The 14047-nt window shown below is 35.6% G+C and carries 15 protein-coding genes; 10 read left to right on the forward strand and 5 right to left on the reverse strand.

Going from position 1 to position 14047, the window contains the following annotated elements; all coding sequences use genetic code 11:
- The 3 genes from FZ949_RS09390 to FZ949_RS08430 all read right to left on the reverse strand — a co-directional run.
- A partial coding sequence (locus FZ949_RS09390; RefSeq protein WP_187424724.1) for a hypothetical protein occupies positions 1–261 on the reverse strand: 261 nt, incomplete at its 3' end.
- The gene (locus FZ949_RS08425; protein ID WP_148790339.1) at positions 258–1265 is read right to left on the reverse strand and encodes an L-seryl-tRNA selenium transferase; all 1008 of its coding nucleotides are present in this window, start codon (positions 1263–1265) and stop codon (positions 258–260) included. The genes FZ949_RS09390 and FZ949_RS08425, both read right to left, overlap by 4 nt.
- Positions 1265–1828 carry a hypothetical protein gene (locus tag FZ949_RS08430; RefSeq protein ID WP_087580345.1) on the reverse strand — a complete coding sequence of 188 codons (564 nt, stop codon included), beginning with the start codon at positions 1826–1828 and terminating at the stop codon, positions 1265–1267. Before FZ949_RS08430 ends, FZ949_RS08425 begins: the two co-directional genes overlap by 1 nt.
- Before the next feature lie 127 nt (positions 1829–1955).
- Here FZ949_RS08430 and gatC point away from each other — a divergent pair, with 127 nt between their 5' ends.
- From gatC to FZ949_RS08475, 9 genes are read left to right on the forward strand one after another with little or no spacing between them, the layout of a single operon-like run.
- A complete protein-coding gene (gene gatC / locus FZ949_RS08435; protein WP_072594515.1) occupies positions 1956–2243 on the forward strand; it encodes an Asp-tRNA(Asn)/Glu-tRNA(Gln) amidotransferase subunit GatC in 288 nt (95 codons plus the stop codon).
- A 10-nt stretch (positions 2244–2253) separates the two neighbouring features.
- The gene (locus FZ949_RS08440) at positions 2254–3393 is read left to right on the forward strand and encodes a type IV pilus twitching motility protein PilT (protein WP_103580034.1); all 1140 of its coding nucleotides are present in this window, start codon (positions 2254–2256) and stop codon (positions 3391–3393) included.
- Positions 3393–4004 (forward strand): CvpA family protein, encoded by a 612-nt coding sequence (locus tag FZ949_RS08445; protein ID WP_054197121.1) that lies wholly within the window; start codon positions 3393–3395, stop codon positions 4002–4004. Before FZ949_RS08440 ends, FZ949_RS08445 begins: the two co-directional genes overlap by 1 nt.
- Before the next feature lies 1 nt (position 4005).
- The gene (locus FZ949_RS08450; protein WP_021091630.1) at positions 4006–4473 is read left to right on the forward strand and encodes a Fur family transcriptional regulator; all 468 of its coding nucleotides are present in this window, start codon (positions 4006–4008) and stop codon (positions 4471–4473) included.
- Between the two features lie 4 nt (positions 4474–4477).
- Positions 4478–5986 carry a lysine--tRNA ligase gene (gene lysS, locus FZ949_RS08455; RefSeq protein WP_258033399.1) on the forward strand — a complete coding sequence of 503 codons (1509 nt, stop codon included), beginning with the start codon at positions 4478–4480 and terminating at the stop codon, positions 5984–5986.
- Entirely contained in the window at positions 5983–7227 is a 1245-nt protein-coding gene (locus tag FZ949_RS08460) for a serine hydroxymethyltransferase (protein ID WP_087586133.1), read from the forward strand. Before lysS ends, FZ949_RS08460 begins: the two co-directional genes overlap by 4 nt.
- Entirely contained in the window at positions 7227–7769 is a 543-nt protein-coding gene (locus FZ949_RS08465) for a DUF1882 domain-containing protein (RefSeq protein WP_054197429.1), read from the forward strand. The genes FZ949_RS08460 and FZ949_RS08465 overlap by 1 nt, the downstream gene beginning before the upstream one ends.
- A 13-nt stretch (positions 7770–7782) precedes the next feature.
- A complete protein-coding gene (locus tag FZ949_RS08470; protein ID WP_103580036.1) occupies positions 7783–8628 on the forward strand; it encodes an SPOR domain-containing protein in 846 nt (281 codons plus the stop codon).
- Positions 8625–9413, forward strand: coding sequence for a shikimate dehydrogenase (locus tag FZ949_RS08475; RefSeq protein WP_103580037.1), 789 nt, complete (start codon positions 8625–8627; stop codon positions 9411–9413). The genes FZ949_RS08470 and FZ949_RS08475 overlap by 4 nt, the downstream gene beginning before the upstream one ends.
- Before the next feature lie 121 nt (positions 9414–9534).
- Here the strand turns inward: FZ949_RS08475 and FZ949_RS08480 are convergent, their stop codons facing one another.
- Positions 9535–10590 carry a TRAP transporter substrate-binding protein gene (locus FZ949_RS08480; RefSeq protein ID WP_021091622.1) on the reverse strand — a complete coding sequence of 352 codons (1056 nt, stop codon included), beginning with the start codon at positions 10588–10590 and terminating at the stop codon, positions 9535–9537.
- A gap of 90 nt (positions 10591–10680) precedes the next feature.
- On the opposite strand from FZ949_RS08480, the gene pyk reads away from it, so the two are divergent.
- Complete coding sequence (gene pyk / locus FZ949_RS08485) at positions 10681–12132, forward strand: pyruvate kinase (protein ID WP_103580038.1); 1452 nt, start codon at positions 10681–10683, stop codon at positions 12130–12132.
- Between the two features lie 643 nt (positions 12133–12775).
- Here the strand turns inward: pyk and dnaJ are convergent.
- Positions 12776–13918, reverse strand: coding sequence for a molecular chaperone DnaJ (gene dnaJ / locus FZ949_RS08490; RefSeq protein WP_103580039.1), 1143 nt, complete (start codon positions 13916–13918; stop codon positions 12776–12778).
- Between the last annotated feature and the right edge of the window lie 129 nt (positions 13919–14047).

Here is a 14047-nt window from a genome sequence, read left to right on the forward strand (position 1 = left end):
ATAAAATATAGTTTTTTTTCTTAGATTTGTTTGGAATTTCATCTCTATTTTTTTAGAAATTTCTTCAAGTTCCAAAGCCTCTTTGCGTAGCAATCTACTTTTTGCTGTTCTTAAAAAGACAAGATTGTAAAAGCTCTTATTGTCCACTCCCCAAAAGATATCAAGCGTCTTTTTTGTGCTAAATTCACTTGTGTTAAGTTCTTTGATATCTTTTAAGAGAATTTTTTTGGCTTCAAAAAGCTCCCAAATTTTTTGGTTCATTGCCCTAAATTAACAAGCTCATTATCATAATAAAAGGCACCATTGCCCATAAAGCTTTTATCTTTTATCTCATCGCTAAATTCATAAATTTCAGCTCCACTGAGGTCTAAATTTGTTTTTATAACGTAGCCTGTTTTTTCGATTACGTAGAGCTTATTATTGATAATAGTGGCTGCTGAGAAGATGGCAAATTTGAAATTTACTTTATTTTGCTCTTTTAGCATAAGATTTGTTCTTACGATCGTACCATCTTTTTTAAAGATATAAATTTCATCGTTATTAACTAGTACATCTTTGATCTCACCGTCATAATAAACCGTTTGACTTGGGTTAATGACGATTAGTTTTTTTGCTGTTGCTGCTATTAAGTTATCACCCTCAACGCCTAAGAATATGATGTTATTAAAGAAATTTTCAGAGCTTACGACCACGTCACGTAAAATTCTACCAGTCTCTTTTTGTACTATGTAAATTTTGCCATCTAATGCCGGATAAACGATAAGCGAGCTCATAAAAAATGGTGCTACGACCCTTGAATCAACTGCTGCTATATTAGACGAGCTATATTCCATTATTGTTGTTGCGGTATTTATGTCTATTAGATAGATGTGGTTTGTCGCGCTGATAGCTGCTAATAGGTTTTGATCAAGAGAAGCAGCAACAATTGCTGTTGGAAATTTATTGCTATAAATGCTGCGTTCATTAGAATCTGTCACATTTAGATCGCCATTTATACTAGCTGAGATGATAAAGCCGTTGTTTTCATTTAAGAAATTAAAATTTTCAGGCAACTTAATGTTTGTATTTAGGCCATTTTTGGTGATAATATTGCCGTTATCAAGAGTGGCGCCATTTGCATTTGCTGATTTGATATAAGATGGCATATCTTTTGACAAAGAAATTTTGCCAGAGGTTTGAGCTGGCTCGAAATATTGTCTTTTTGTGCCACATCCGCTTAAAACTAAAGCCAAGGCAAAAGCCAAGAAAAGAGTAATTTTTTTCATTATTTTATTCCCTGATAGTGTTTTAAATTTTTAACTAAAGTTTGAAGTTGAGAGTCGAGTGAAATTTTGTTAAACTCATCATTTGCTTCTTTGATTTTGTTTTGTTTTAAAAGTTCAAAACCTTTTAAAAGTGTGCTATATTCGCTTAAAATTTGAGTGTTTGCATTACCATTTTGTGAAAGAATGATATCTTTTACTATAGGATTTACTTTTAAATTTGCAAGCTCACTAATGCCATTTGTCTCATTTTTATCAAGCTTTTGCTGAAGTGAAAAAAGCGCATATAAATTTGGTTCTTTTTCTTTTAAAATGCTTAAGGCATTTGCATCGTTTGGATTTAAAATGAGCTTTGAGTAAGCCAAATTTGCATCTTCAATTCTATTATCATTTATTATTTTGTTCGAATAAAATCCAATAATTGCAATGACGGCAACAATAATGGCAATTATCATAAATTTTTTATACTTTCTAAAGAAACGCTCACCTTTGATCATGCTTTCTAAAAACTGTTCTTGAGCACCAATCTCTTGTTTTATCTGTGTTAGATCTTCTTTTATAGCCAACGCTTTTCCTTTATTTTTAAAAAATTTTAATTCGCAGATTTTAACATAATTAAATTAAAACTATCCCAAAATTAAAGCTTGAATGTGATATAATGGCTCAAAATTAATTAATAAGGTTACTTATATAATGCAAATAGATGATACTCTTTTAAATAAATTAGAAAAACTTTCTGCCTTACAAATCAGTGATGAAAAAAGAGAAGAAGTAAAAAAACAACTAAGCGAGATTGTATCTTTTGTTGATATTTTAAATGAACTTGATCTAAGCAGCGATGAAGCTGTAGTTAGCTCTATAAAAGGTGGCACACCTTTAAGAGAAGATGAGCCAAGGCCAAGTGATGTGATTGATACGATCTTGAAATACGCTCCTTCACGTGAAGGGCATTTTTTTGCTGTACCAAAAATAATAGAATAATGGTAAAAATATGGATCTAATCGAACAGCTTCAGGCAAAGAATTTAAGTGTAAAAATACCAGAAGATAATAGCCTTAATAATCTTGCTGGCGATATAAAAACACTTTTAAAAACTGTTGTGAGTGATAAGGCAAGCGATCTTCATCTTGTTTCAAGATCTGAGCCACAAATAAGAGTAGATGGTGTTTTAAAACCTATTGATTTTGGCGTATTAAGTGGCAAGGATATAGAGAATTTATGTTTTGCTTTGATTACTAATGAACAAAAAAGTGAACTTGAGAATAATAAAGAGCTTGACTTTGCGATTGAGCTTCCAGATATTGGCCGCTTTCGTGGCAACTATTACTATACCATGAATGGCGATTTAGCTGCCGCTTTTCGTATAATCCCAATCAATATCCCATCTCTTGATGAGTTAAATGCCCCACAAATTTTTAAGCATATTATTAAGCGTGAAAAAGGTCTTATTTTGGTTACTGGACCGACAGGAAGTGGTAAATCAACAACTCTCGCAGCCATGCTTAATGAGATAAATTTAAATTATAGAAAGCATATTATTACAATTGAGGATCCAGTCGAGTTTGTGCATAACAATAAAAAAGCTCTATTTTCTCATAGAAATATCGGCACCGACGCAACTTCTTACTCAAGGGCTCTAAAATCTGCGGTTCGTGAAGACCCAGATATCATACTTGTGGGCGAGATGAGAGATAGAGAGACGATTTCAACGGCTATTACGGCAGCTGAGACTGGACACTTAGTCTTTGGTACGCTTCACACAAATTCAGCCATTCAAACTATAAATAGGATCGTTGATAGTTTCGATGGAAGCGAGCAATTACAAGTAAGAAATATGCTTAGTGTTTCGCTAACTGCTGTCGTTTCACAAAGTCTAATCCCAAAGATAGGCGGTGGAAGGTGCGCGGTGCATGAAATTTTAATAAACAATATGGCTATCTCAAACTTGATACGTGAAAACAAAATACATCAAATTTACTCTCAGATGCAGCTAAATCAACAACAAACTGGTATGAGTACGCAAACCCAGGCTTTGATGAAAGTACTAAAAGAGGGTAAGATTACAAAAGAAAATGCGCTAGCTTATTCAACTAGCCAGCAAGAACTTCAAAATTTAATAGGAACTGTATAATGGATTTAGTAACGTGGTTTGATATTATTATTATCGCTCTTGTTTTGATGCTTGGCATAAAAGGCATATTAAATGGACTTATCAAAGAAGCTTTCGGACTTATCGGACTTATCGGTGGCTTAATTATAGCTAGTAGGTTTTCAGATCTATCTGGTGAGTTTATAACTAAAAATATATATAAATTTGAAAATCCTTCATTTTTACAGTTTGTCGCATTTATCTCACTTTGGCTAGTTTTCTGGATAGTCTGCTTGCTAGTTGGTAAATTTTTATCAAAAATAGTTTCAGTAAGCGGACTTGGTTTTTTGGATAGACTTGGTGGATTTGTTATGGGAAGTGGAAAAATTTTCTTAACATTTTCGGCAGTAGTTGCTGTAATATCTGGCACTTCGCTAAATAATATAATTGCTCCTTATTTTGCGAACAGTAAAGTCTATCCGGTTTTGATAGAAACTGGCAAATGGATAACAAATCTTGATGTGAAAAATATCAAAAGTGAGTTAGATGAGATAGTGGCAAGACCAATGGATACAAATAAAACTGACGCATTTATCTCAATGGATGCAAATGCTAGTGTAAATACCGACTCTAATATCACAAAAGGGGAATAAGATGATAGAAAATTTAGAATATGATGCGTTGCTTGAGAAATTCAAAAGAGTGCTTCGCGACAATGGTTTAAAATACACGAAACAGCGTGAAATTTTACTAAAAACGCTATACAACAATGGCGAACACTTTACTCCAGAAAGACTTTATCTTTTTATAAAAGAAACGCACCCTGAGCTAAATATTGGTATCGCAACTGTTTATAGAACACTAAATCTACTTGAAGAATCAGAAATGGTGACATCAATCAGCTTTGGTTCACAAGGTAAAAAATTTGAGCTTGCCACAAAGCCACATCACGACCATATGATATGCAGAAAGTGCGGCCTTATCATAGAATTTGAAGATCCAATGATAGAAAAAAGACAAATCAGTATCGCAAAAGATCATGGCTTTAAACTAACCGGTCATATGATGCAGCTTTATGGAATTTGTGAAAAATGCTCAAAAAATAATATAAAGGGAAAGTAAGGTGATATTTGACAACCAACATGAGATTCAACGACTACAAAGCATAGACGAGCTAAGAAATTTAGGCATAAATCCATATCCGCATTTTCTTAGAAGAGATATGAATATCTCTAAATTTAAACTAAAATTTAACTATATTAATGATACCGAAGAGAAAAAGGCCGAAGGCCAGCTAGTAGGTCTTGCAGGTAGAATAAAACTTATTCGTGATGCTGGAAAAGCGGTCTTTGCAAATATCGAAGATGAAGATGGAAATTTACAAATTTACTTTAGTAATAAAACGCTTGATCCAGAGTGGTTTAAAATCGTTAAAAAATACGTAGAGATAGGTGATATCGTCTATGTTAGAGGTTATGCATTTATAACAAGAACTGGCGAATTTTCTATGCATGTAAGCGAGCTTAGCCTTGCTTCAAAATCGATAAGCCCACTTCCTGAGAAGTATCATGGTCTAGTTGATGTTGAGACAAGATATCGCCAAAGATATCTTGACATGATAATGAACCCTGAAGTTAGAGCTGATTTTAAAAGACGCTCAGTGATTATTAGTACGATTAGAAGATTTTTTGAAGAAAAGGGCTTTTTAGAAGTTGAAACACCGATGCTACACCCAATAGCAGGTGGCGCAAATGCTAAGCCATTTATCACTTTTCACAATGCCCTTGGAGTTGAGAGATATCTAAGGATCGCGCCTGAATTATACCTCAAACGCCTTATAGTAGGTGGCTTCGAAGCTGTTTATGAGATGAATAGAAATTTTAGAAACGAAGGTATGGATCTTACTCATAATCCTGAGTTTACAAGTATAGAGTTTTACTGGGCATACCATAACTATCACGATTTAATGGGCATTACAGAGGATCTTTTTAATGTCATTTTAGACAAGCTAGATATGGAAAAAGTTGTAAATTTTGATGGCATGGAGATTGATTTTAGTAAGCCATTTAAGCGAATAAGCTACAAAAAAGCTCTCGTTGAGATCGGTGGACTAGATGAGAATATCATAAACGACAAAGATAAAATTTTAGCAAAACTAAGAGCTGATGGCCTTGAAGCAAATGAGAAGCTTGATCTTGGTCACTTGCAGGCTGAGCTATTTGATAACTACGTAGAGAGTAAGCTTATACACCCAACATTTGTTATTGATTATCCGATTTCGATCAGCCCACTTTCAAGAAGAAGTGATGCAAATCCTGATGTGGCTGAGAGGTTTGAGCTATTTATCGCTGGTCGTGAGCTAGCAAATGGCTTTAATGAGCTAAATGATCCAATCGATCAATACAACCGCTTTAAAGCGCAAATCGATGCTAAAAACGCAGGCGATGACGAGGCACACGAGATGGATGAGGACTATGTAAAAGCCCTAGGATACGGCATGCCGCCAGTTGCAGGTGAGGGTATAGGTATCGATAGGCTCGTGATGCTTTTAACGGATAAAAAATCAATTCGCGACGTTGTACTCTTCCCAGCGATGAGGCCACTTAAAAATGAGATAAAGGAGAATGAAAAATGAGTTTGCAAAGCTATGATAAGGATATTTACGATCTAGTAAATTTAGAGCTAAAACGCCAATGTGATCACCTTGAGATGATTGCTAGTGAAAATTTTACATATCCAGAAGTTATGGAAGTAATGGGCTCAATCCTAACAAACAAATATGCTGAAGGCTATCCTGGCAAGAGATATTATGGTGGCTGCGAATTTGTCGATGAGATCGAGCAAATAGCGATTGATAGATGTAAAGAGCTTTTTGGATGTGAATTTGCAAACGTTCAACCAAACTCAGGCTCTCAGGCAAATCAAGGTGTTTACGGCGCTTTACTTAATCCAGGCGATAAAATTTTAGGAATGGATCTAAGCCATGGTGGACACTTAACACACGGCGCGAAAGTCAGCAGCTCTGGCAAGATGTATGAGAGCTTTTTCTATGGCGTCGAGCTTGATGGCCGCATAAACTACGATAGAGTCATGGATATAGCAAAGATAGTAAAACCAAAAATGATCGTTTGTGGCGCAAGTGCATACACAAGAGAGATCGAGTTTAAAAAATTTCGTGAGATAGCTGATGCTGTTGGGGCGATACTTTTTGCAGATGTTGCTCATATTGCTGGTCTTGTTGTTGCTGGTGAGCATCAAAGTCCTTTCCCATACTGTGATGTCGTAAGTTCAACTACCCATAAAACCCTAAGAGGCCCAAGAGGCGGTATCATTATGACAAATAACGAAGAGTACGCTAAGAAGATAAATGCCTCTATTTTCCCAGGCATTCAGGGCGGACCACTAGTTCATGTCATCGCAGCAAAGGCAGTTGGCTTTAAGCACAACCTTAGCCCTGAGTGGAAAATTTATGCTAAACAAGTAAAAGCAAATGCTAAAAAATTAGGTGAAGTATTAATAAAAAGAGGCTTTGATCTAGTGAGCGGCGGTACCGATAACCACCTAATTTTAATGAGCTTTTTAAATCGTGAATTTAGCGGTAAAGACGCTGATATCGCTCTTGGAAATGCCGCTATAACAGTAAATAAAAATACGGTTCCAGGTGAGACAAGAAGCCCATTTATCACAAGTGGTATACGTGTTGGTAGTCCTGCGCTTACGGCTCGTGGCATGAAAGAGACTGAGTTTGAACTAATAGCAAACAAAATAGCTGACGTATTAAGCGATATAAACAACACATCTTTGCAAGAGAAGACAAAAGCTGAGCTAGTTGAACTTGCTCATAAATTTATAATCTATGATAAAGCGACATTTTGATGCAAAGTATTGATACAGCACTTATAAAGATTATTACAACTCATTACTATATCAAGCGTGATACGATCGTTAATAAAATAGAATACAGAGGTAAAATTTTCTTTGATAAATTTGAAAAGATAAATGAGCCACTGACATATAATATTATGAAAGAGCATGAAGAGGGCAAGGCTGTTATCGCACACTCTTTAATAAATGCAAATGATAAAGTTGAAAATATAGTTTTTGACTATAACGGCAGAACCCCAGATAGATTTTGGCATAAAGCACAGCTTCTTTTAAGAGAAGAGGGATTTATAAATTTTACAGCCTACGAGAGTAAGACGCCAGGCCATCTGCATCTTTATGTACATAAAGGTCACACTACGCTAAATGAGGCTTGCCAGCTAGCAAATATGCTCAACGCAAAGCTTTCACAGAAGTTGCCTAAAGAGTGGAGGATGTTTCCTAATATCGATATGCCAAAAGAATTTAATATACTAACTTTACCTTATAAACTCTATCAAAAGGAGCGTGGGGCAAGTTGGTCAAAATATATGTAATTAAGGATAAAAAGTGGAAAATGATGAGTTAAAAGATATTCTTTTAGAAAGAGATGATGACGCAAGAGGATTGAAGCTAAAAAAACTTCTTATATTTATAGCAGCTCTTATTATACTTTTTTTGATCATTGTAGTGGCTATGAAGCTAGTAAATTCAAGCGACCCTTCACAAGCTCAAAATGAAGCTGATTCGAGACTAGTACTTCCTCCAGTACCAGCTGAGCAGCCAGTAGATAGACAAGCTCCGATAGCTGATACAAATTCAGACAATAAAAAAGGCGATACACAGCTTTTTGAGCAAGTACCGATCGTGCCTGAAAATAAGCAACAAGATGAATTTGAAGATATGATCAAAAAGCTAAAAGATAAAGAAAACAATAAGCCTGTTTCTAAAACTGAAGAGCCAAAAGAGATAGTTAAGCCTATCGAAAAGCCTGCAGAAATACCAGCAAAAAAAGCTGAGACAAAAGTAGATACTCTAGTTAAAAAAGTCGAAAAAGTCGCAGCTACTGATAAAAAGAGCGAGGCAAAATCAGCTAAGACTGAAAATAAAGTAGATAAAAAGATTGAAAAAAAGGTTGAAACCAAAATAGAAAAAACGGATAAAAAAGCTGAAGTAGCTAAAACTGAACCTGCTACAAAAGGCTCTTATGTTCAAGTATTTGTGACTAGTAAATTTAATCCAAATGCTGAATATATGAAGAAGATCGCTGCTAAGGGATATAGTTACAAGACTATAAAAGTTGGCGAACTGACTAAAATTTTAGTTGGCCCATTTGATGAAAAAACGCTTCAAAAAGCAGTAGGTGATATTAGAAAAGATATCAATAAAGACGCTTTTATCTTTAGAGCAAAATGAAAACATTTGCAGTCTTTGGAGATCCAATAGCTCACTCGGTATCTCCGAGGCTGCACAACAAAGCCATTGCAGACCTGGGCTTAAAAGCACTTTATACAAGAGTCTTGCTAAAAGATGGCAGCGAATTAATCAATAAATTTAAATCCTTAAAATTAAACGGTGCAAACGTAACACTTCCACATAAAGAGCGGGCTTTAAATTTAGCCGATGAAGCTTCAGATATAGCTCGTAAAATAGGCTCTGCAAATACTCTTGTGCTTAAAAATGATAAAATTTATGCTCACAATACAGATGCGCCTGGGTTTTTAAAAGCAATAAAAAATTTTAAAGATGTAAGAAAAGCAATTGTCCTTGGAGCAGGCGGTACTGCAAATGCCATAACTTATGCATTAAGAGAACAAGGCGTTGATGTTTACATACTAAATAGAAGCAAAGATAGGCTTGAGAAATTTAAAGATGAGTACAAATGCTTTAGCTGGGATAACTACGAAGAGCAAAAATTTGATCTAGTCATTAACTCGACCTCTGCTGGCCTAAAGGATGATTTTTTACCAGCACCTAAAGAAATTTTAAAAAGCATTTTTAAAGATGCTAAATTCGCATTTGATGTGATTTATGGTAAGCAAACACCATTTTTAGAAATGGCCAAGCAAAGCAGCCTTGGTGTAAAAGATGGCGCCGATATGCTTTTATATCAAGCGGTCTTAGCACTAAATTTATTTTTTAATAATACACTTGATGAATCAAAGATCGAGCGCTCAATGAGAGAAATTTTCTATCTATAATAGCCACCAGTATTTATTTTTGTAAAAATTTATGGCTTGTATAAAAACGTTTCGATTAAAATTTTTATTGAAAGTAATTAGAATAAATATAAAAAGCAGGGAAAATCCCTGCTAAATTTTACTATTCATTTGTTTTGATATAAGCGTAGTCTGAAATTTTAGTCCATTCTCTTGCTTTTTTAAGGAAGGCTCTTTGAGACTCAACGATCTCTTTAAATAATGGATCTTTAGCACTCTCTTCATCTAGTAGTTCATTTGTAGCTTTTTTAAGAGCTGCGATTACTTCTGGTGGGAAAGATTTTACTTGGATGTCTGGATACTCGCTCTTCATTTTATCCCAGTACTCGACATTTGAATAAAATACTTTTGTATTGGCATCTCTTGCTACTTCAGCTGCAGCTGCTTCAAAGATCGCTTTTAGGTCATCTGGAAGTTTTTCGTATGATTTTTTATTAAAGAAAAACTGAGTTTCACCGTTTGGTTCTTGCCAGCCTGTGTAGTAGTATTTTGCCACTTTGTGAAAGCCAAGCGCCATGTCATAAGCTGGGCTTACCCACTCGACTGAGTCGATCGTTCCCATCTCAAGAGCCATGTAAAGCTCACCAGTTGGGATAGTATTGATGTTAGCGCCAAGTTTAGCGTAAATTTCACCACCAAAGCCTGGAATTCTTATCTTTAAGCCTTTGATATCATCTAGTGATTTTATCTCTTTTTTAAACCAGCCACCCATTTGCATGCCGGTATTTCCAGCTCTAAAAATTTTGATATTGTATGGATCGTAAACTTTTGCCTCAAGCTCCTTACCACCGCCAAATTCATACCAAGCTGTTTGCTCGTCAGTATTCATCATAAATGGAGTTGCTGTAAAAAATATAGTTTTAGCATCTTTGCCTTTATAATAATAGCTACTTGTGTAGGTAATGTCGTATTGACCGCTTTTAGCAAAATCAAGCATCGCAAAAGGCGATTTATGCTTTGATGGATAATCAATCCTTAGCTCAAGTCTGCCATTACTCATCTTTTCAACTTTATCCTTTAGCTCTTTTGGTACATCACCAAGCACTGGCATAGTGCTCTCCCATGAGCTAGCAAGCTTTAGCTTATAAACTTTATCATCTCCCATAGCAACGCAAGCAACAGCTGCTAGACCAAGAGACGCTAATAAAAATTTATTCATATCTTCTCCTTTGAAATTTTGCCTATTATACAAAAAATTACATTATTAAAATGTGTTATAATCGCAAAAATCAAATTTATGGGGCATAAAATGATAAAAAAGACAAAAATCGTAGCTACTTTGGGGCCAGCAAGTGATAATGAAGAGACAATGGAAGCGATGGTAAAAGCAGGTGTTAATGTCTTTCGTTTAAATTTTAGCCATGGGACACACGAATACCATAAATCAAACATTGACAAGATAAGAAATATCGAAAAAAAGCTAAATAAAAGAATAGGAATTTTACAAGATATCTGTGGCCCAAAGATCAGAGTTGGTAAGCTTAGTGAGCCATTTTATCTAAAGGCTGGTGATGAACTAAGTATCTATGCTGATGAAATTATCGGTGAAAAAGTTGAGAAGGGAGTTTATAAAGTAAGCCTAAATCAGCCTCAAATTTTACCAATGCTAAAGGTTGGCGAGTATGTCTATCTCTATGATGGCTCTATAAGAGCAAAGGTCATTAGTGAAGGCAAAGAAATAGTAAAAACTATCATTGAAAATGATGGAATTTTAAACTCAAATAAAGGCGTAAATTTCCCAAATACAGCCCTTGGCATAGAGATCATCACACCAAAAGATAAAGAAGATATGAAATTTGGCGCAAAGCATGGCGTAAATTTTGTCGCCATTAGCTTCGTGCAAGATGCAAATGACGTAATAAAGGCAAAAAATATCTTAAAAGAATTTTGCTCAAGAGCTGCTGTTTTATCTAAGATCGAGAAATTTGATGCGGTTGAAAATATAGACGACATCATCGCAAAGAGTGATGGTATCATGGTAGCTCGTGGCGATCTTGGCATAGAAGTACCATTTTATAAGGTCCCAACTATCCAAAAGCTCATCATTAAAAAAGCAAATGCAGCTAGTAAGCCAGTCATCACAGCAACTCAGATGATGCTAAGTATGGCAGAGCATGAGACTGCCACAAGAGCGGAGATCAGTGACGTGGCAAATGCCGTGTTAGACGGTACTGATGCTGTTATGCTAAGCGAGGAAAGTGCGATAGGCAAAAACCCAGTCGCGGTCGTAGAGGCTATGAGCAAAACGATCATCCAAACTCAAAGCATCTATCCATATAATAAATTTGATGAGTTTGACTTTTTTGACGAGACTGATATGGTAGCAAGTAGTGCCGCATCTCTTGCTGTTCGCATAAAAGCAGATGCATTAATCTCGATCACTGGCTCAGGAAAATCGGCTATAAAATTAGCTAGAAACCGCACAAATATCGACATCATAGCAGTCGCTCACGATGAGCAAACAGCGCACATGCTTACTCTTGCTTGGGGTGTTACGCCAGCACTTGTACTAGAAAAAACAAAGCTTAGCTCACTTTTGGCAAATGTCATGAAAAAGGCGTATGAAGAGGGATATGTTGAACACGACAAGACCTATCTTGTCACAGCCGGTCACCCTACGGGCGTTGAGGGTAGCACGAACCTTATACGTATCATCAGGCGCGATCAGCTTGATTATTATTTGGAGCTTGCAACTGAGTAAATTTATACTCTCTTGCAAATTTTAAAATTTTGCTTGCTTGTAAAGAATTGACTGCTAAGATTTGTTCTTGCTTTTTTCTTGGCTCAAATCTTAGAGTCGAAATTACTCGTTCATGAAATTTTAAAATTTGGCTGATGCCTACCTAATATAACAAAGCAATTTTGCAAAATTTAAAATCTTACTCGCTCATCTTAGCAGACTACTAAATTTAGGCCGCACTTCGTTTAGCACTAAATTTATAGCCGTGATATGCTCGATAATAAATTTTTATAATTTGCTGGAAATTTAATATAACGCATGCAGTGCGTTAGTACTGAGATATGCCACTTCTAACGTCGTCGGGGTTAGGGGATTGTTAAGGGGGAAGGGAGCGACTTCGTAATTCAAGCCTCTTCCCCCGTAACAAAAGAAACAAACATTTAAATTTAACTAGATTGCTTTGCAAATTTTAAAACTTTCATTCACTCGTAAGAATTGACTGCTAAGATTTGTTATTGCTTTTTTCTTGGCTCAAATCTTAGAGTCGAAATTACTCGTTCATGAAATTTTAAAATTTGTGTGAAATTTAATTATAAAAATTAGGATATATAAAATTTATTTTGAAAGAATTTGTGACGTCAAATTTAACGTCACAAATCTAAATTTATTTTTTCTTTTTGCCTTTTGGCTCATCGCCTTTAAACCAGCTTTTTATCTTATCAAAGACGCTTTCATCGGTATTTGATTTACCTGATTCTATGCCAAAGCTAGCTTGAAGCTTATTTAAAAGCTCTTTTTGCTCATCGCTTAGCTTTTCAGGCGTTTGAATAGAAATTTGTGCTACGAGCCTACCTTTTTTGCGCGAATTTACGCTTTTGATACCTTCATTTTCAAAGATAAATTGCTGCTTATCTTTTGCTCCAATAGGTAGTTTTAGCTCAGTTTCTCCTCGAAGCGTTGGAATTTTTATGCTTTCGCCAAGTATAGCTTGTGTGAAAAAGACAGGAATTTCTAGATAAACATCGTCGTTGTGACGAATAAAATGCTTGTCTTCTTTTACGTTTATGCTTACATAAAGATCGCCTTGAACGCCGTTTGTACCGATATTGCCTTTGCCAGCTACTCTCATTCTCATGCCGCTATCAACGCCTTCAGGGATGGTAATCTTTACAGTTTGTTGCTGGATTTTATAAGCTTTTGCGTTACAATCGGGGCATGGTTCGCTTATTACTTCACCGCTTCCGTGGCAATATGGACACTCTTGGACGATATTCATAAAGCCATTTCCACGTGTTATCCTGCCACTTCCGCCACAGTGCTGGCATGTCTTACTTTTGCCGTCTTTACTGCCAGTTGCATTGCATGTTGGGCAAGGCACTTTTTGATCAAAATTTATCTCTTTTTCACAACCAAAAATAGCTTCGTTAAACTCCAAATTTATAGGAATTTCAAGATCGGCTGAGTATTTTTCAGAGTATCTTTTTCTCTGCCTAGAACTACTCGCAAAACCGCCACCAAAAAATGAGTCAAAAATATCTGAAAGATCAAAATCGGCACTAAATCCGCCACCGCTACCAAATCGACCCTCAAGGCCTTCTTTGCCGTATCTGTCGTAGATAGAGCGTTTTTGCTCGTCACTTAAAACTTGATAAGCTTCATTTATCTGTTTAAATTTTAGTTCAGCCTCTTTGTTGCCAGAATTTCTATCTGGGTGATATTTTAAAGCAAGTCTTCTAAAGGCTTTTTTGATCTCATCTCCGCTTGCATTTCTTGAAATTTCAAGGATTTCGTAATAGTCAAATTCCACATTTTTCCTTGTTAATTAAGCTTATTTTAAATATGGGATTTTACCTAAAAAAGTTTAAATTTAAAAAAGAATTTACATTTTTGCCGTATAATCTCTACATTTTTAATAAAAAGGATAATTCATGGTTAA

The organism is Campylobacter concisus, assembly GCF_902460545.1.
GTDB classification, from domain to species: Bacteria; Campylobacterota; Campylobacteria; order Campylobacterales; family Campylobacteraceae; genus Campylobacter_A; species Campylobacter_A concisus_AE.